The sequence below is a fragment of the Micromonospora vulcania genome (genome assembly GCF_042658605.1).
Classification (GTDB): Bacteria; Actinomycetota; Actinomycetes; order Mycobacteriales; family Micromonosporaceae; genus Micromonospora; species Micromonospora vulcania.
The window spans coordinates 1-18,648 of the sequence record NZ_JBHSQS010000015.1 but is presented as its reverse complement, the minus strand read 5'-3'; the positions used below and the strand labels follow the sequence as shown (position 1 = coordinate 18,648).

The window sequence follows — 18,648 nt, the reverse complement described above, 5'->3', positions numbered from 1 at the left end:
GGTCAGCCGCGCGCGGCGGCCGGCTCGACCGGCGCGGGCACCCCGTCCTGCGGGTCCAGTGCCGGCACCCGGGCCGGCACCGGCGCTCCGGCGCCGAAGTAGCGCTCGCGCAGGGTCCGCTCGGCCGGGTCGTACGCCCTGCGGAACAGTCCACGGCGCTGCAACTCCGGCACCAGCAGGTCACAGATGTCGTCGATGCCCTGCGTGGTCGGGCAGGGGATCAGGTTGAAGCCGTCCACGTCGGCCACCGACAGCCACTCCTCCATCCGGTCGGCGACCTGCTCGACAGTGCCGAAGAGGGTCACCGGGGCGCTGGTGCGGGGCCGCCGGGCGGTGGCCACCAGGTAGCGCACGTCGCCGACCGTCCAGGTGCGCTCGGGGCCGAGCCGGCGCAGGAAACCCACGAAACTCTGGCTGCCCTGCCCGGCGATCTCGGCCACCGGCGTCTCGTCCGGAAACGCGGCGAGGTCCACGTCCATCCACCCGCACCACTTGGCCAGCTGCCCCTCCCCGCTCCACAGGGCCACGTACTCCTCGGCCCGCCGACGGGCCTCCGCGCGCGTCGGGGCGACCATCACCATGCTGCCCTGCAACGCCTTCACCGAGCGCGGGTCACGCCCGTGCGCGGCCACCAGCGACCGCAGCCGGGCCACCTGCGGCGCGCCGCTGGCCGGGTCCGCCATGGTCAGGAAGACGACCTCGGCGTGCCGGGCCGCGAAGGTCATCCCCCGCCCGGACGCGCCGGCCTGGTAGAGCACCGGGGTGCGCTGCGGTGACGGTTCGCACTGGTGCGGGCCCCGCACCGAGAACCAGCGGCCCTCGTGGCCGATCTCGTGCACCCGGTCCGGGTCGGCGAACACGTTCGCGGCGGCGTCCCGGACCACCGCGTCGTCGTCCCAGCTCTCCTCCCACAGCCGGCGGGCCACCTCGACGTACTCGTCGGCCCGGTCGTAACGCTCGTCGTGGTCCAGGTAGGAACCCAGCCCGTTCGCCGACGCGGACCGCAGATAGGAGGTGACGATGTTCCAGGCCACCCGCCCGCCGGTGAGGTGGTCCAGCGAGCTGAACACCCGGGCACACTCGTACGGGGCGTGGTAGGTCGTCGAGTAGGTCACCGCCAGGCCCAGCCGGGAGGTGGTGGCCGCGATCGCGGGCAGCACGAGCAGCGGGTCGATCGACGGGATCTGCACCGCGTTGCGCACGGCCGCCCGCCAGGAGCCCTGGTAGACGTCGTACGTCCCGTGCACGTCGGCGAAGAACAGCGCGTCCAGGCAGGCCGCCTCCAGCCGTCGGCCCAGCTCGACCCAGTAGCCGAGGTCCCGGTAGCCGGTGGCGCTGCGGTCGGCCGGATGCCGCCAGAATCCCTTGAACTGCGGCGACGGCGAGCACTGGGTGAACACGTTGAGATGCACGTATCAAGTGTCTCGTATGCTATCTGGTATCGCAACGCCGGACCGGATACGGTACGAACATGTCCGCGACGCCTCGCATCGACCTCGCGTCGGTCACCCGACTCACCGAACTGGCCGACTACATCGTTCCGTTCACCATCCGGGTCATGTGCGACCTGGCGGTCGCCGACCACCTCGTCGAGGGCCCGTTGCCGGTCGACGTGCTGGCCCGGCGGATCGGCGCCGACCCCGCGGCGCTGACCCGAGGGCTGCGCGCGCTGGCCGGCCGGGGCATCTTCACCGAGGTCGAACCCGAGGTCTTCGGGCTCACCCCGCTGGCCGAGCCGCTGCGCAGCGACCATCCCTTCTCGGTACGCGAGTGCTTCCCGCTCATGCCGCCGGACATCTACTCGTGGGCCCGGTTGACGCACAGCCTGCGTACCGGCGAGACCGCGTTCGGGCACGTGCACGGCGGCACCCGCTACTACGACCACTTCGCGGACCACCCCTACGAGTGCGTCCGGTTCGAGCGGTCCGCCGAGAGCGTCAACCCGTTCGTGCTGCGTACCGTGGCACCGGCGCTGGACCTCGCGGCGGCCCGGACGATGGTGGACGTGGGCAGCGGGCACGGCACCTTCGCCGCTGGCCTGCTGGTCCGCCACCCCGAGCTACGCGCGACCCTGCTCGACCTGCCGCACGTGGTGGCCGAGGCGCCGCAGGTGCTGGCCCACGCCGGCGTCGCCGACCGGTGCGAGATCCGCGGCGCGAGCTTCTTCGACCCGCTGCCCGCCGGCGCGGACGTGTACCTGCTCAAGACGATCATCCACGACTGGCCGGACGAGCGGGCCGCCGCGATCCTGCGCAACGTCCGCACCGCGGCCCGGCCGGACAGCCGGCTGGTCATCATCGAGTCGGTCAGCCGCTACGGCAACCACGACGACACCGGCAAGGTGATGGACGTCAAGGCGCTCGCCCTGTTCGGCGGCCGTACCCGCACCGAGCAGGAGTTCCGTGCCCTGCTCGATGACGCCGGGTTCCGCCTGCTGCGGGTGACGCCGACCTCGTCGATGTCCGTGCTCGAAGCCGTGCCGGCGGTCCCCGTACCCGAGAACGGGCCGACGGCCGGCAGCCCGGCCGTGGCGGCTGCCGGCCGGTCGGTCTGAGGAGGCCCCGATGCCGCGCCTGGACGGTCGCAACCACATCAACCTCACCGTCGTCGACCTGGAGCGCAGCACCTCGTTCTACTGCTCCGTGTTCGAGATGGTGGTGGTCAACGACGTCACACCGCCGGACTCCGGCTTCCGCTTCCGCACCCTGCTGCACACCGCGTCGTTCGCCTCGGTCGTGCTGGGCTGCGTCCAGGAACCGGCCGAGGGTGAGGCCGCCGCCGACCGCTTCGACGAGCGGCGCCCGGGGCTGCACCACCTGGCCTACCACGTGCCGGAGCGGGGTGACCTGGACGAGTGGGTCGCCCACCTGGACGCCATCGACGTCGCGCACTCCGGCATCACCACCTCCAAGCACGAGGCGGGATCGCAGATCTGGCTCCGCGACCCGGACAACATCTGGCTGGAGTTCTACTGGGTGAACAGGGACTTCTTCGTCGACCGGCTCCGGCAGGTGTGGCGCCGCGACCGCCGGATGGCCCGCGCCTGAGCATCGACCCGCGAAGGGGCCGCCCCGACCGGGGCGGCCCCAACTCGTCAGGCCGGCAACTCGCTCTCGCTGCGGGCCACCACCGCGTCGCCGAGCACCAGCAGGTCGATCTCCTTGGCCCGGACGAAGGTGTCCACCGCGTCGGCGGCCGAGTTCACGATCGGGTCACCGGCCAGGTTGAACGAGGTGTTGACCACCGCCGGCACCCCGGTGAGCTGCCGGAACTGCTCGATGAGCGCCCAGTAACCGGGGTTGGTGTCGCGGTGCACGGTCTGCGGCCGGGCCGAGCCGTCCACGTGCGTCACCGCCGGGATCCGCAGCCGGGCGTCCGGGCGCAGCGAGGCGGCGGCCAGCATGAACCTCGACGGGTCGCCGACCGGACCGTCGATCAGCTCGGCCACGTGCTCGGCGAGGATGCTCGGCGCCACCGGACGCCACATCTCCCGCCCCTTGAGCACGTTGAGTCGTTCCAGGCTGCGCCGGGCACGCGGGTCGGCCAGCAGGCTGCGCGCGCCGAGCGCCCGCTGCCCGATCTCAGCCCGGCCGCGCGCCCAGCCCACGATCCGACCCCGGGCGAGCTCACCGGCCACGGACCGGGCCAACTCGTCGTCGCCGAGTCGGCGGTGCACCATCCCGGCCCGCCCGGCGGCCGCCTCGCCGGCCTCGGTGGTGATCGGCTGACCCCAGTACGCGTGGTCGATGCGGGTGGGCGCGAACGGCCCGCACTCCCGGGCGGCGACCAGCGCGGCACCCAGGGACACGCCCGCGTCGGTCGGCACCGGCGGGACGTAGACCCGGTCGAACAGTCCACTGCGGACCAGGACGCCGATCATGGTGCAGTTCATCGCCACCCCGCCGGCGAGCGCCAGCACCGGGGTGTCGACCCTACGCCGCAGGTCGGCGGCCAGCGACAGCACCGTCTCCTCCAGCCCCTGCTGGATGGTCGCGGCGAAGTCCGCGTACGCGATCGGCTCCTCGCCGGTACGCGACGCGTACGGGAACAGCTTGCCGAACTCGGGTTTGAGCGACTCGGCGACGGCCGGGTAGTACGCCATCAGCGGGCCGAGGGTGGCGGCCCGCCGGGTGGGGACCTCGGCGGTGGGCGTGCCGCGGACCAGCTCGTACCCGCCGGGCACGGCGCGCACCGGCGCACCGGGACCGGGCCTGCCGTAGGCGGCGAGGCCCATCAGCTTGCCGGTGCCCCAGTAACCCAGCCCCGCCCACTCGGCGGCGGCGTTGTAGTAGAAGCCCAGCGACTGCTCGACGGGCCAGTCCCGCAGGATCTCGATCTCCCCGTCGGCGTACCGGCCGAACGAGGTCGACTGGGTCTCACCGGCCCCGTCGAGGACCAGGACCGCCGCCTCGTCGCAGTCGTAGCTGTACACCGCGCTGGCCGCGTGCGCGACGTGGTGCGGGACCCAGCGGATCGCCGGCATGCTCAGGTCCTCGTGACCGGGGAAGAGCATCGCCCGCAGCCCTTCGGCGGTGAACCGCCGGTTGCGCCCCAGCGGGATGTCCCGAAAATCCCACCCGATGGCGACCGTGTCCACCTCTTGCGGGCCGATGCCGGCCATCGCCAGGCACGCGGCGACGGCCTCGGCGGGCGGTTGACCCACCGCGTGCTTGCGGCGGCTGACCCGCTCCTGTTCGACGAGGCCGCAGAGCGCGCCGTCGCGTACCAGCGCGGCGCTGGAGTCGTGGAAGCCGATGTTCACCCCGAGTACGTAGCGCGCCGACATGGTCGGCCTCCTTTCCGGTGTCTGGCGGTCATCGGACCTGCCGGGCCTCGTCGAGGGCGAGCACGGCACGGACGATGTTGTGGTAGCCGGTGCAGCGGCACAGGTTGCCCTTCAGGGCGTACCGGACGTCGTACTCGGTGAGCGGCCCCGGGTTCTCCTGCAGCAGGCTCACCACCGCCAGCACCATGCCGGGGGTGCAGAACCCGCACTGCAGCGCGTGGTGCTCGCGGAACGCCTCCTGCACCGGGTGCAGGCGCTCGCCGTCGGCCAGGCCCTCGACGGTACGGATCTCGGTGCCGTCGGCCTGCGCGGCGAGCACCGTGCACGACTTGACCGACCGCCCGTCCAGCAGCACCGTACAGGCACCACAGGAGGAGGTGTCGCAGCCGACCGTCGCGGCGGTCAGCCCCAGCTCCTCGCGCAGCAGATGGACCAGCAGGGTACGAGCCGGCACCCGCCGGCTGTCCGGGCGACCGTTGACGGTGGCGGTGACCGCCACGGTGCTCGTGCCGGGCCGGGCGTCGATGCTCATCGGGGTTCCTCCACGGCGGTGTCTCGGTCGGCCAGGGCGCGGGCGACCAGCACCCGGCTCAGGTGCCGCCGGTAGGCGGCCGAACCGCGTACGTCGTCGGACGGGTCACAGCCCTCGTCGGCACGCGCCGCCGCCGCCGCGACACCGGCACCCTCGGCGAGGGCCGCCTCGACCCCGTACGCCCGCCGGATGGTCGGACCCATTCCGGCCAACGCGACCCGGTCGTCGGCCACGGCGACGGCCACCAACGACCACTCCAGGGCCGGCCGGGCGAAGGTCCGGTAGCTCCACAGCGCCGGACCGGGCAGTGGCACCCGTACCTCGGTGACGAGTTCGTCGGGCCGGCAGACCGTCACGCCGGGCGCGACGGCCAACTCGGCGGCGGGCACCTGCCGGGCCCCGGCCACACTGCGCAGCACCACGACGGCGTCCAACGCGACCAGGGCCAGCGGCAGGTCCGCGGCCGGGTCGGCCTGGGCGAGCGCCCCGCCGACGGTTCCGGCGTGGCGCACCTGCGGGTCACCGACCGCGGCGGCGGCGACCGCCAGCAGCGGGGCGTACCGGTCGACCAGCGGGTCGGTGAGCAGCCGGTGGTAGCGGGTCAGCGCACCGACGGCCAGGTGGTCGTCGCGGTGCACGACGTACGACAACTCGTCGACCCGGCCGAGGTCCAGCAGGGTGTCGACGCGGTCGCGGCGCAGCTTGAGCGCCGGCAGCAGCGACTGCCCGCCGGCCAGCGGTCGCAACAGGTCGCCGTACGCCTGGCGCAGCCGCAACGCCTCGGTCAGGTCCCGGGCCCGGTGGTAGTGCAGGTTCGCCGGGATCACGGGCCGGCCGCCGACCAGGTGGGCACCGGGCTGCGGTGCGTGGCGCGCAGGATGGTGTCGATCAGCTGGTTACGACGCGCCAGCAGATAGAAGTGGCCGCCGGCGAAGGTGTGCAGGCTGAAAGCCCCCCGGGTGCGGTGGGCCCAGTCGCCGGCCTCCTGCGGGGTGACCTCGGGGTCGTCCGCGCCGATGCAGGCCAGCACCGGCACCCGTAACGGCACCGGCGGCTGCGGCTGGTAGGTCTCGGCGATCCGGTAGTCGGCGCGCAGCACCGGCAGGGCGATCGCGCGTACCCCCTCGTGTTCCAGGGCCTCGCGGCCGGTGCCGCCGAGCCGCCCGGTCTCCGCCCACAGCGTGTCGTCGTCGGCCAGGTGCACGCTGGTGGCCCGTAACCGGTCCGGGCCCGGCCGGCCGGAGACCACCAGCGCCCGCAGCCCGGAGCCGGGGCCGTTCAGACGACGTGCCGTCTCGTACGCCACCGACGCGCCGAGGCTGTGTCCGAACAGGACGACCGGCGCGTCGGCCGGCAGCGCCCGGACCGCCTCGGTGACCTGCTCGGCCAGGGTCGGCAGGTCGGGCGCGAACGGGTCGGCGGCCCGGTCCATCCGGCCCGGGTACTGCACACCGTGCACCTCGACGTCGTCGGGCACCTGACCCGCCCAGGACCGGTAGAAGGCGGCGTTCCCGCCGGCGTGCGGGAAGCAGATCAGGCGCAGCGCCGGCCAGCGCAACGGCCGGGGACAGCGCAGCCAGGTACGCACAACGGCGGTCACGAGCGGGCTCCGATCCGCACCGGCTGGACCTCGGCCGGTGGCGGGTCGAGCGCTAGGGCGGCGGCGTCGGCCAACTCGGCCACCTCGGCGGGTACGAGCATCCGTGGCGGAACCGAGTGCACCAGGTCGGGCGGCCCCAGCCGGGCGGTGACGTCCTGCCACAACTGGCACAGGGTCAGGTGGTACTGGCCGTGCCGGGCCGGCTTCTCCCCGCCCAACGCCGCCCGGTGCAGGTTGCCCAGCGCGTACCCGACACCGGCCGGCCACACCTCATCGAAGACGGTGCGGTAGCTGGGAGCGACCGCGTCGGCCAGCGGCTGCGCGCTCGGCACGTCCAGGTGGTCGGGTTCGGCCCCGACACCGTCGGCGAAGTGCGCCCGGCCCACCCCCCGGTCCTGCACCTGCTGCGGGAAGTCCGGCCGAGGGCTCCACACGGTCGGCCCGTGCGTGCCGACCAGGGTCAGGTTGCCGGCCTCGGTGCCGATGGTGACCCGGTGCAGCAGGTGCGCGTAGTTGTCCGGGTCGGCCGGGTCCATCTGGTTCTGCACCCGCAGGGTCAACGGCACCCCGGCGAGCACCCCGTCGATGCTGCGGAACGGCACGTCCACCCGGGACAGCCGGCGTACCTGCTCGGGCAGCTCGACCGGCGGGGCCAGGCCCCACGGGCGTACCCCGCCGAGGGCCTGGCCGAGGATGTCCAGCAGCGCGTACGCGACCTGGAAGCCGCAGGCCGCGTCGACGTAGCGCGCCGGTTGCCGGGCCAGCAGCGCCCGGGCGGCGGCGAGGAACCGGCGCACCGGCGCGGTGTGCACGTAGAACGAGTTCAGGTGGTAGACCACCCCGGCCCGCCCGGCGGTACGCAGGCACTCGACCAGCTCGTCGTGGTGCAGCGGATGCTCCTGCAACACGTGCAACCCGCGCTCCATCAACGCCCGGGCCACCTCACCGCCCGGCCCGCCGAGCAGGCCACCACGGATCACCACGCAGGCCAACGTGACGTCGTCGGGCACCTGCGCCACGTCGGTCCACAACGGAACGTCGTAGTGCCGCGCGCATGCCACCGAACGCGCGCTGCCGCCGGCGAGGATCCCGGCCAGCTCGAACGGAAAGTCGGGTTGCCGGAACGCCTGCAGGTACACCTGGCCGAACTTGGTACCGGCGACGAGCACCCTCGGTTTCACGCCACCCCCTCCTCGATCAGGTCGTGTGACCCCAGCGGGCCGTCGTCGACGTGCAGCGAAGTGACCGCCGCGCTGGTGGTCAGCAGGTCCACCGCCCAGCGCGGGTCCACCGCCTCGGCGAGGTGGTGCACCCCGGGTGGCACGGCGTCGGCGGCGACCGCCACCGCGCCGAGCGCCACCGCCGCGCCGGTGAGCGCGTTCGCGCCGATTCCCCGGCAGGCCAGCACCCGGCTGCCCGCCGCGCCGGTCATCTCGATGACCAGGAGCTGGTAGCGGGGTCGGCCGAAGGTGTCCAGCTCGGCGGCCCGGCACAGCTCGGCCGCCGCGTCGGTGAGCTGCGCCGCCGTCGCGCCGGCCCGCCCGGCGCCCGCGGCGAGCGCGGCCGGCAGCCGGGTGCCGGCGAACGCCGAGTACCAGTCGACGTCGGTGAGGCCGAGTCGGCGGGCGACCCGCTCGGTCTCGGTGCTCAGGTACGGCTGCAGCAGCACCGGCTCGTCGAAGAACGGCACCGGCGCCGCGCCGCGTACGGCGAGGGCACGGCTGCGCCGGGCACCGTCGCGCCACGCGGCCAGCGGCTCGCCATAGTCGGCGCTGCCGGCGGCGAGGAAGTCCAGGGCCGCGCCGGGCGTGAACCCGTCCCGGCCACCCACGTACCCGGTCATCCGTCGCGCTCCCGGCACCTGCGCGGCGAGGTGGGCGGGGAGCAGCCCGGACAGCCCCGGCATCAGGCCGGCGGAGAGCACGGCGACCCGATCGGCCGGCGCGGGCAGGGCGGCCACCGCCGCGTGCAGTGGGTCGTCGCCGGCCGCGTCGACGTAGCCCGCGCCGCCGCGCGCCGCCGCCCGGGCCACCGCGTCGCCGATCGTGGCTGCCGGACCGGCGCAGTTGACGACGGTGTGGGAGCCGGCGCAGAACGCGTCCAGGCTCGCGGGATCGGTGACGTCCACCGCCTGCACCTGGACGCGCGGATCGTCGGTGACGAGCCGGGCGGGATCGCGGGTGCCGGCGCGTACCGTGTCGGTGCTCCAGGCCAGCAGGTGCGTCAGGGCGTGCCGGCCCACCCCGCCGGTGGCGCCCACCAGGGCGATCGTCCCGGCCACGTCAGCCGCCCCCGGCGATCGGGCCGGCCCAGCTGGTCGGGTCCTGCGGCACCCGGCGTACGGTCAGCTCGCCCAGGCACACGTCGCGCCACCAGTCGACGCTCGTCGGGTCCGGCTCGTCCGGGCAGAGCAGCGTGACGTCCCCGGCGTACGGGGAACTGCCGTAGCCGTCACCGGTGTACGGGTCGACGACGACCAGCCCGGCCACCTCGGCCCCGGATTCGGTGAGCTGGCGGGCCAGCTCCAACGCCAGCACCCCGGCCTCGCCCCGGCCCACCACCAGCAGTGGTTCGGTCGACAGGTGCTCGGCCAGCGCCGAGGTGTAGTCGGCGGCGAGACGCTGCACCAACGGGGCCGGGTCGAGACCGGCGTACCGGTGCAGGCCGGCGTCCACGATCCCGCACACCGCCCCCGCGTCGGCCAGCGGCGCGGCCAGTCCGGCGTACCCGTCGAGGCTGCCGCTGCCGTCGTGCACGAGGACGTACCGGGGTGCGCCGTGCCCGGCCAGCGACACCACCTCGCCCGTGTCGGCCTGCGCCGGTTCCTCGGCGGGCCGGGCGGCACCGGCGGCGGACAGGTGGTCGGCCAGTGCGGCGACGGTCGGGTGCTCCAGGATCCGGCGCAGCAGCTCGTCGAAGAAGACCTCGGCGGCGGCCGGAACCCGCTCGGCGAGCTGACCGGCGAGCTTGGCGGCGAGCAGCGAGTCGCCACCGAGGGCGAAGAAGTCCGCGTCCCGCCCGACGCGATCCACCCGCAGCACGTCCGCCCAGACGGCCGCGATCTCCTGCTCCAGGTCGGTGAGCGGTGCGGCGGCGGCCTCCTCGGGGCCGGCGGTGGTGGCCGCCACCAGCCGGCGTACGGCCGAACGGTCCAGCTTGCCGTTCGCCGTTCGGGGCAACTCGTCGAGGACCTGCAGCACGCTCGGGATCATGTAGTCGGGCAGCCGGTCGGCCAGGTGGGTCCGCAGCTCGTCGGGCACCACCCGACGCCGGTCCGCCTTGACCTGCGCGGCGATGATCCGCATGCCGAGCCCGGCCATCGGGTCACCGGCCGGCGGCAGGTCGAGCACGGGCGACGCGCCCGCGTCGGCGAGTACGCCACGCCACTCGTCGCCGGTGAGGAACGTACGGTCGGTGCCCCGCCGCAGGTCGGCGAAGTCCCCGAGGTCGTCGTCGAGTCGTACGAGCAGTTCCAGCGACGTCATGATCTGGTAGTGCTCGCGGGTCATCTCCAGCAGCACCAGGTGCCCGCCGGGGGCCAGCAGGCCCCGCAACCGCGCCAGGGTGGCCGGTACGTCCCGGGTGGCGTGCAGGACGTCGCCGGCGATCACGAGATCGGCGCTGTTCGGCGCCATCCCCTGCCCGGCCAGGTCGGCGTCCAGGTCCAGCAGCGCGAAGCGGACCCCCGGCCGGTCGGCGAAGCGCTGTCGGCCGGCGCCGAGGAAGAACGCGGACAGGTCGGTGTAGAGGTAGTCGACGTCGAGCCCGTCCAGCGCGTCGAGGACCGCCGCGGTCGTACCGCCGGATCCGGCGCCGACCTCGACGACCCGTACCGGCCCGGTGAGCCGCTCGGCCAGGGCCCGGACCGTCGCCGCCGCGACCGCGTTGGCCCACCGGTTGAACAGGGCGTCGGCATACAGGTTGTCGGACACCGCCAGCTCACCGCCGGGAAAGAGCAGCGCGAGGGGGTCCTCGTCGCCGCGCAGCAGCGCCGGTAGGGCCACGGCGCTGGCCCGGAAGTACCGCACCAGCTCGGCGGACTCCCCGACCGACGCGGCCCGCTCGGCCGCCGCGTCCCAGGCCCGAGCGGACGGCGGCGGCGCGGCCACCAGCCGGTACCCGTCGTCGTCCTGGCGCAGCACACCGGAGTCGGTGAGCGCCCGCAGCCAGCGACGCAGCAGCCGACGGTGCCGGGGCGCGACGCGGGTCGCCGCGTACACCTCGGCCAGGGTGTGCGGACGGTCGTCCAGGGCCAGACCGGCGGCGCGCAGGGTGTCCAGCATGGCGGCCAGGCCGAGGCGGTCCAACTCGTGCAGGTACGCCGCGTACGCGCCCAGGTCGGTGCCGGCGACCAACGCGGACCCGGCCGCGGTGGGTCCGGTCGGGTCGACCGGCCGCCCGGGGCCGGGCTCGACGGCGGCGGGCCGCACGACGGCCGCGAGCCGCCTCTCCAGTGGACGGTCACCATCCACCACCGCGATCGCCGCACCGACGGCGGGGTACGCCAGCAGCGCCGACTCGACCTCGGCCAGTTCGATCCGATGGCCCCGGATCTTGACCTGGAAGTCCTCCCGGCCGAGGAACTCGATGGTGCCGTCGGGCCGGTAGCGGCCGAGGTCGCCGGTGCGGTACAGCCGTTCACCGGTGCCCGGGTCGGTGACGAACCGCTCGGCGGTGCGTGCCTCGTCGCCGAGGTAGCCCAGCGCCAGGCCGGCCCCGCCGATGTAGAGTTCCCCGGTCACCCAGTCCGGCCGGGGCCGCAGTCCGGCGTCGCGGACGTGCCAGCTCTGGTTGGTCAGCGGCACCCCGTACGGGATGCTGCGCCAGGCCGGGTCGACCCGACCGATCGGGTGGATGATCGACCAGATGGCGGCTTCGGTCGCACCGCCGAGGCTCACCACGGCCAGCCCGGGGACCAGGTCGCGAATCTCATCGGGCAGGGTGACCGGGATCCAGTCGCCGCTGAGCAGGGCCAGCCGCAGCGAGGGAATCCGGACCATCGGCGCGGCGGCGAGGTAGTCGGCGAGCATCTGCAACTGTGCCGGCACCGAGTTCCAGAGCGTCACCTCGTTCGCGGCGACCAGCTCCGCCCAGTGCGTGGGGTCGCCCCGCCGCTCGGGCGCGGGCAGCACCAGGGCCGCACCCACCGCGGGCGGCCCGAACAGGTCGTAGACGGACAGGTCGAACCCGAGGTTGGCCAGGCCGAGGACCCGGTCGTCCGGGGTCACGTCGAACCGGGCGTTGATGTCCGCCACGGTGTTCAGGGCCGCCCGGTGGGTGATCACCACGCCCTTGGGCGTACCCGTCGACCCGGAGGTGTGGATGACGTACGCGCGGTCGTCCGGGCCGACGGTGCGGGCCGGCAGCGCCGTAGGGGCCGGGCCGTCGTAGCCGTCCACCGCGATCGGCCGCACCTGCGCGGGCCACTCGTCGTGCACCCGGGCGGCCTCGGTGAGGACGTGCCGGATCCCGGCTCCCCGCAGGATCAGGTCCCGGCGAACGGGCGGCTGGTTGGTGTCGATCGGCACGTACGCGGCACCGGCCAGCAGCGCCCCGAACACCGCGACCACCTGCCGCCAGCCCTTGTCGGCGACCACCGCGACCAGGTCACCGGGCCGGCAGCCGTCGTCGGCGAGCCCGGCGGCCAGCGCGGCGGCCCGGCCGGCGAGCTGCCGGTAGGTGAGCGTGCCGTCCGCGGCCACCACGGCCACCCGGTCCGGGGTACGCAGCGCCTGCGCGAGCACCCCCTCGTGCAGCACCCCGTCCGGCAGCGGCGCGGCGGTGGCGTTGACCTCGGTACGGCGCCGGGCGCTCGCCTCGGGCAACGCGACCGGAGCGACCTCCTCCCACGCCTCGTCGGTGCTGGCCAGCCGACGCAGCAGCACGGCGTACGCGGCGAACATCTCGTCCACCACGCCGTCGGGAAAGACGCCGTCGCGTACGTCCCAGTTGGTGGCGAGCCCGCCGGAGCGCTCGATGTTCTGGCAGTCGATCCACACCTGCGGGGTCTGGCTGATGCCGTACCCCAGCTCACCGAAGCCCTCCACACCGGTGTCGCCGCCCAGCCCGATCGCGCTGGTGAAGACGATCGGCATCAGCGCGGCGTCGCCGCCCCGCCGGCGGGCCAGTTCCCGGACCACGTCGACCCCGGAGAAGCGGCGGTGGTCCAGATCGGACCAGAGCTGCGCCTGGATCCGCTTGGCCCGCTCCTGCACCGGCGCGTCCGGGTCCTGCTCGACGGCCAGCAGGCTGACCGAGGTGAAGTCGCCGACGATCCGGTCCACCTGCGGGTGCGTCGGGGTCCGGTTGAGCAGGGTGACGTCGACGGTGAAGCGCGGGTGGGCGCTCCACGCCGCGATCACCTCGGCGTACGCGGCGAGCACCGCCCCGGACGGGCTGACGCCGTGCCGCCCGGCGCGCTGCTTCAAACCGGCCCACTCGGTCGGGTCCAGCCGCAGGTCGAGGCGGCGGAACCGGGGCGGTACGGCGGTGCCGTCGACGCGCAGCGGCAGCTCCGGCGCGGGCGGCAGGTCGTCGAGCCGGGCCAGCCACCAGTCCCGGTCGGCCTCGTACCGGGGGCCGCCGCGCAGCGGCTCGGTGGCCAGCAGGTGGTCGCGGAAGGTCAGCGTCAGCTCGTCGGCGGGTGGGTCGGCGGCGTACCGGCGATCCAGCTCGTCGAGCAGGATGTTGATGCTGACGAAGTCGCAGATCAGAAAGTCGATCGAGAAGTGCAGCACGGACCGCTGCGGGCTCCGGGTGACCCGCAGCGCGAACAGCGGCCACTGCTGCGGGTCGTACCGGCGGTGGTCCAGTTCGGCACGGGTGTCGGCCACCGCGTCGGCGAAGCCGGCCGGGTCGGCGTCGATCACCTCGATCCGGTACGCCGGGACATCCGGGCGTACCTGCTGGGAGCCGTCCCGGTTGACCACGGCCCGCAGCATGTCGTGTCGGGCGACGACCTCGTGCCAGGCGCGTTCCAGCCGGTCGACGTCCAGCTCGGGAAAGCTCAGCTCGCCGTACCCGTGGCAGCCGACGCCGCCGTAGGCGAAGGTGTCGCTGCGCCCGAGCAGGTACGCGCTCTGCACGTCGGTGAGCGGGAACGGCTCGTACCGCTGCTCGGGGTGCGGCACCGCGGTGGGCACGGCGGCGTCACGCAGCACGGCCAGCACCTGTTCCTTGTGCTGGCGCAGCGCGGCACGTCGCTGTTCGGTGAGAACGCCGGTGGGGGCCCGGAAGCGGAGCTGGCCGTCCTCCTCCCAGAGTTGGACACCGATTTGCGCCAGCTCGGCGATGAGGTCCTGCCCGTTCATATCGCCCCTTCCTCGTACGTGCCGGTGGCGTGCTGCACGGCGGTGGCCAGATCCGCGATGGTCGGTCGGTCCAGCAGGCCGCGCATCGGCAGGTCGACGCCGTACCGCTCGCGTAGGACGGCCAGCAACCGGGTGGCGAGCAGGCTGTCCCCACCGAGGCTGAAGAAGTTCCGGGTGCGGCCGGGGACGGGGCAGCCCAGCAGGTCGGCCCAGAGCGTCCCGAGGTCGCCCTCCAGGCCGTCGCGGGGTGGCTCGTCCGCCGGCGCGCTGTCACCGGTGGCGAGCAGGGTGGCCACCGCGCCCCGGTCGATTTTGCCGTTGCCGCTCAGCGGCAGCCGGTCGAGCACCGCGACGTGTTCGGGCACCATGTACGCGGGCAGCCGGTCGGTGACGAACGCGCCGGTGACGACCGGATCGAGCGTGGTGTCCGGCTCGGCGACGACGGCGGCGGCGAGCCGGCGGGTGGTGCCGCCGACGGCGACCACCACCGCGTCGCGTACTCCGGGGCACCCCAGCAGTGCGGCCTCGACCTCGCCCAACTCGATGCGGTGTCCGCGGATCTTGACCTGGAAGTCGGCCCGGCCGAGGAACTCCAGGGTGCCGTCCGGCCAGTACCGGCCCAGGTCACCGGTGCGATACCAGCGCAGCCCGTCGTGCGTCACGAACCGCTGGGCGGTGCGCTCGGGATCGCCCCGGTAGCCGGCCGCCACCCCGGTTCCGCCGATCCACAACTCCCCCACCACCCAGTCCGGACAGTCCCGGCCCCGACCGTCGACCACCCGGTAACGCTGGTTGGGCAGCGGAACCCCGTACGGGATGGACCGCCAGTGCGCCGGCACCGCGCCCACCTCGAAGGAGTTGGACCAGACGGCAGCCTCGGTGGCGCCGCCCAGGGCGATCAACCGGGCGTCCGGGCGGCGGGCGACCAGCCGGTCGCGCAGGTCCAGGCCGACCCAGTCGCCGGAGACCAGGGCGCTTCGCAGCGCGCCGAGCGGTTCGTCGCCGGCCGCGGTGAGCAGCATGTCGAGCAGGGCCGGCACGGTGTTCCAGACGGTGACGTCGTGCTCGCGCACGAGCCGCAGCCAGGTCCGGGCGTCGCGCCGCTGCCCCTCCTCGACGAGCACCACGGCCCCGCCGACACCGAGGAGCCCGAAGATGTCGAACACCGACAGGTCGAAGTCCAACGCCGACACGGCCAGCACCCGGTCGTCCGCGCCGAGACGCAGCAGGTCACCGACCGCCGCGAGGGTGTTCAGGGCCGCCGTGTGGGACACCTCGACGCCCTTGGGTTCGCCGGTGGAGCCGGAGGTGAAGATGACGTACGCCAGCGCGGCCGGGTCGACCGGTACGCACCCGTCGAGGGCCGGGCCGCCGTCGCCGGTCGGGTCGAGCCCGCCGTCGCCCACCACGACCGCCACGCCGGCCCGCTGCCAGATCCGGCCGCGCCGCGCGGTGGGCTGGTCCACGCCGACCGGCACGTACACGCCAGCGGCGGCGAGCACGCCCAGCACCGCGACGACCTGGTCGACGCCCTTGGGCAGGCACACGCCCACCGCGTCACCCGGGGCAACGCCGGCCCGCGTCAACGCCCCGGCCAGGGTCAACACCCGTCCGGCCAGCTCACCGTAGGACACCGCCACCTGATCGCCGAGCAACGCCGGGCGTCCCGGCTCCCGTGCCGCCCAGGCGAAGAACCCGTCGTGCAGCCGGCCGTGCGGAATCGGCGCGGTGGTCGCGTTGACCCGGTCGCGGACCACCCGCTGCCCCTCGGGCAACCCGACCGGCACGCTCTGCGCCCACTGTCCGCCGGCGAGGGTGGTCAGCAGGTCGACGTACGCCGCGAACATCGTCTCCACCACGTCGGGCGGGAACAGTTCGGCCACCACGTCCCAGTTGATGCTGAGCCCGCCGTCGCGTTCCATGACCTGGTTGTCCAACCACACCTGCGGGGTCTGCGACGCTCCCCAGATCTGCTCGCCGAACGGCAGCGACATGTTGACCAGCTCGTCGCTGATGCCCAGCGCGCTGGTGAAGACCACCGGCATGGTGGCGGCGGCCGCCCCGGTGCGGCGGGCGATCTCCCGCAGCACCCAGATGGCGGACACCGCGTTGTGTTCCATGCCGTCCCACATCCGCTCCTGGAGGCGGCGGACCAGGGTCAGGAAGTCGTCGGCGGTGTCGGGCCGGTGCGGCACGAGCAGCAGCGAGGTGAAGTCACCGAGCACGTGGTCGATGTCGGGGTGGACCTCCCGGCGGTCGAACAGGGTCAGATTGAGGGTGAGGTCCGCCCGTCCGCTCCAGGCCGAGAGCACCTCGGCGTACGCGGTGGCGAGCACGGCGGCCGGACTCACCCCGTGGGTGCGGGCCGTATCCACCAGGGCGGTCCACTCGGCGGGGGTGAGTCGGGCCTCGTGGCGGACGAAGCGGGGCGCGCGTACCCGCTCGGGATCCACGGCGAGCGGTAGCTGCGGCGCGGGCGGCAGCTCGGCGGCCCGCGCCGACCAGTAGGTCTGGTCGGCCGCGACGGTGGCCTCGTCCGGCTGGGCGGTGAGCACGTAGTCGCGGAACGACACGCCGATCGGACGCAGTGGCGCGTCGAGGTCGACGTAGAGGGCGGACAGTTCGGCGAAGACGGTGACGATGCTGAGCGCGTCCAGCACGATGTAGTCGAAGCTGAACGCCAGCCGGACCCGGCGCTCGCCGTACCGGACGGCCTCGATGGCGACCAGCGGCCATCGGGTCGGGTCGGCGATCCGGTGCGACAGCCGTTCGCGCAGGTCGGCGAGCGCGGCCTCGCCCTCGCCGACCGGGATGGTCACCTCGGGCACCTCGGGCTGGACGCGCTGGCGCCCGTCGGGGTCGAAGACCGCCCGCAGCATCTCGTGTCGCCGGACCAGCCGGTTCCAGGCCGCGGTGAGCCGGTCGAGGTCCACGTCCTCGCCGTCGAACTCCCAGTACCAGTGCGACCCCACCTCACCGAGGGCGAAGTCGCCGGTCCGTCCCATCCAGTAGGCCCGCTGCACGTCGGTCGCGGGAAACGGGTCGTAGCGGTGCCCGGGGTCGGCGACGAAGCTCGCGGTCAGCCCGGCCATCGGGTCCAGCCGGACCCCGGCGGCGAACCCGGCGAGCGTCGGCGCGGCGAAGAGGCGGCGCAGTTGACCGCCGGCCAGCCCGGCGGCCCGCATCCGGCCGAGCAGCCGGGTGGCGAGCAGGCTGTCTCCGCCGAGGGCGAAGAAGCTGTCGCCGCGTCCGACGGTCGGTACGCCGAGCAGGTCGGACCAGGCGGCGGCCAGTGTCGTCTCGACCGGCCCGACGGGTGGCTCGACGGTGCTGGGCCGGTCGGCCCGCTCGGCGAGCCGCTCGGTCAGCGCCGGCCGGTCGATTTTGCCGTTGCCGCTCAGTGGCAACCGGTCGAGCACGGCGATGTGCTCGGGCACCATGTACGCCGGCAGCCGCTCGGCGACGAACGCCCGTACCGCCTCGGGGTCCACCTCGGACGTGTCGGGCACGATCGCGGCGGCGAGTCGACGGGTGGTGCCGCCGACGGCGACCACGACCGCGTCGCGTGCGCCCGGGCAGTCGACCAGGGCGGCCTCGACCTCGCCCAGCTCGATGCGGTGTCCGCGGATCTTGACCTGGAAGTCGGCCCGGCCGAGGAACTCCAGGGTGCCGTCCGGCCAGTACCGGCCCAGGTCACCGGTGCGATACCAGCGCACCCCGTCGTGCGTCACGAACCGGTCGGCGGTGCGCTCCGGGTCACCCCGGTAACCGGCCGCCACCCCCGATCCGCCGATCCACAACTCCCCCACCACCCAGTCCGGACAGTCCCGACCCCGACCGTCCACCACCCGGCAGCGCTGGTTGGGCAGCGGAACCCCGTACGGGATCGACCGCCAGTGCGCCGGCACCGCGCCCACCTCGAAGACGGTGGAGTGGATGGCGGTCTCGGTGGTGCCGCCCAGGGCGACCAGCCGTGCGTCGGTGCGCTGCGCCACCAGCCGGTCGCGCAGGTCGAGCCCCACCCAGTCGCCGCCGAGCAGGGCCAACCGCAGGTGCTCCAGCCCGCTCTCGGTCTCGGCGGCGGTCAGCAGCATGTCCAGCAGGGCCGGGACGGACTGCCAGACGGTGACCCGGTGCGCGTCGACGAGTCGACGCCAGGCGCTCGCGTCGCGCCGCTGCTCCTCGCCGATGAGCACGAGGGCGCCGCCGACGCCGAGCAGGCCGAAGATGTCGAACACCGACAGGTCGAAGTCCAGCGCGGACACCGCCAGCACCCGGTCGTCCGCGCCGATGCCGAACCGTCGGCGAATCGCCTCGATGGTGCTGCCGGCGGCCGAGTGCGGCACCTCGACGCCCTTGGGTTCGCCGGTGGAGCCGGAGGTGAAGATGACGTACGCCAGCGCGGCCGGGTCGACCGGCA

The 18,648-nt window shown here is 74.1% G+C and carries 11 protein-coding genes; 2 read left to right on the top strand and 9 right to left on the bottom strand.

What is annotated here, in order from left to right:
* Window positions 1–2: 2 nt before the first annotated feature.
* Window positions 3–1,412, bottom strand: a complete 1,410-nt coding sequence (locus ACFQGL_RS22800) for an LLM class flavin-dependent oxidoreductase (RefSeq protein WP_377514371.1) — start codon at window positions 1,410–1,412, stop codon at window positions 3–5.
* A gap of 59 nt (window positions 1,413–1,471) precedes the next feature.
* Between ACFQGL_RS22800 and ACFQGL_RS22795 the strand changes: the two genes are divergently transcribed.
* Both ACFQGL_RS22795 and ACFQGL_RS22790 read left to right on the top strand, forming a co-directional pair.
* Window positions 1,472–2,554, top strand: coding sequence for a methyltransferase (locus ACFQGL_RS22795; protein ID WP_377514369.1), 1,083 nt, complete (start codon window positions 1,472–1,474; stop codon window positions 2,552–2,554).
* 10 nt (window positions 2,555–2,564) lie between these two features.
* The gene (locus tag ACFQGL_RS22790) at window positions 2,565–3,047 is read left to right on the top strand and encodes a VOC family protein (protein WP_377514368.1); all 483 of its coding nucleotides are present in this window, start codon (window positions 2,565–2,567) and stop codon (window positions 3,045–3,047) included.
* 47 nt (window positions 3,048–3,094) lie between these two features.
* Here the strand turns inward: ACFQGL_RS22790 and ACFQGL_RS22785 are convergent, their stop codons facing one another.
* From ACFQGL_RS22785 to ACFQGL_RS22750, 8 genes are all read right to left on the bottom strand, one after another.
* Complete coding sequence (locus tag ACFQGL_RS22785; protein ID WP_377514366.1) at window positions 3,095–4,786, bottom strand: carbamoyltransferase family protein; 1,692 nt, start codon at window positions 4,784–4,786, stop codon at window positions 3,095–3,097.
* Window positions 4,787–4,814: 28 nt separating this feature from the next.
* Window positions 4,815–5,318, bottom strand: coding sequence for a (2Fe-2S)-binding protein (locus tag ACFQGL_RS22780; protein ID WP_377514364.1), 504 nt, complete (start codon window positions 5,316–5,318; stop codon window positions 4,815–4,817).
* Window positions 5,315–6,145 carry an FAD binding domain-containing protein gene (locus ACFQGL_RS22775; RefSeq protein ID WP_377514363.1) on the bottom strand — a complete coding sequence of 277 codons (831 nt, stop codon included), beginning with the start codon at window positions 6,143–6,145 and terminating at the stop codon, window positions 5,315–5,317. The genes ACFQGL_RS22780 and ACFQGL_RS22775 overlap by 4 nt, the downstream gene beginning before the upstream one ends.
* Window positions 6,142–6,918, bottom strand: a complete 777-nt coding sequence (locus ACFQGL_RS22770; RefSeq protein ID WP_377514361.1) for a thioesterase II family protein — start codon at window positions 6,916–6,918, stop codon at window positions 6,142–6,144. The genes ACFQGL_RS22775 and ACFQGL_RS22770 overlap by 4 nt, the downstream gene beginning before the upstream one ends.
* Window positions 6,915–8,099, bottom strand: coding sequence for a Gfo/Idh/MocA family oxidoreductase (locus tag ACFQGL_RS22765; protein ID WP_377514360.1), 1,185 nt, complete (start codon window positions 8,097–8,099; stop codon window positions 6,915–6,917). The genes ACFQGL_RS22770 and ACFQGL_RS22765 overlap by 4 nt, the downstream gene beginning before the upstream one ends.
* Complete coding sequence (locus tag ACFQGL_RS22760; protein ID WP_377514358.1) at window positions 8,096–9,199, bottom strand: NAD(P)H-binding protein; 1,104 nt, start codon at window positions 9,197–9,199, stop codon at window positions 8,096–8,098. The genes ACFQGL_RS22765 and ACFQGL_RS22760 overlap by 4 nt, the downstream gene beginning before the upstream one ends.
* Window position 9,200: 1 nt before the next feature.
* The gene (locus tag ACFQGL_RS22755) at window positions 9,201–14,228 is read right to left on the bottom strand and encodes an amino acid adenylation domain-containing protein (RefSeq protein WP_377514357.1); all 5,028 of its coding nucleotides are present in this window, start codon (window positions 14,226–14,228) and stop codon (window positions 9,201–9,203) included.
* Window positions 14,225–18,648: amino acid adenylation domain-containing protein (locus ACFQGL_RS22750; RefSeq protein WP_377514355.1), on the bottom strand; the 4,424-nt coding region annotated here is incomplete at its 5' end. The genes ACFQGL_RS22750 and ACFQGL_RS22755, both read right to left, overlap by 4 nt.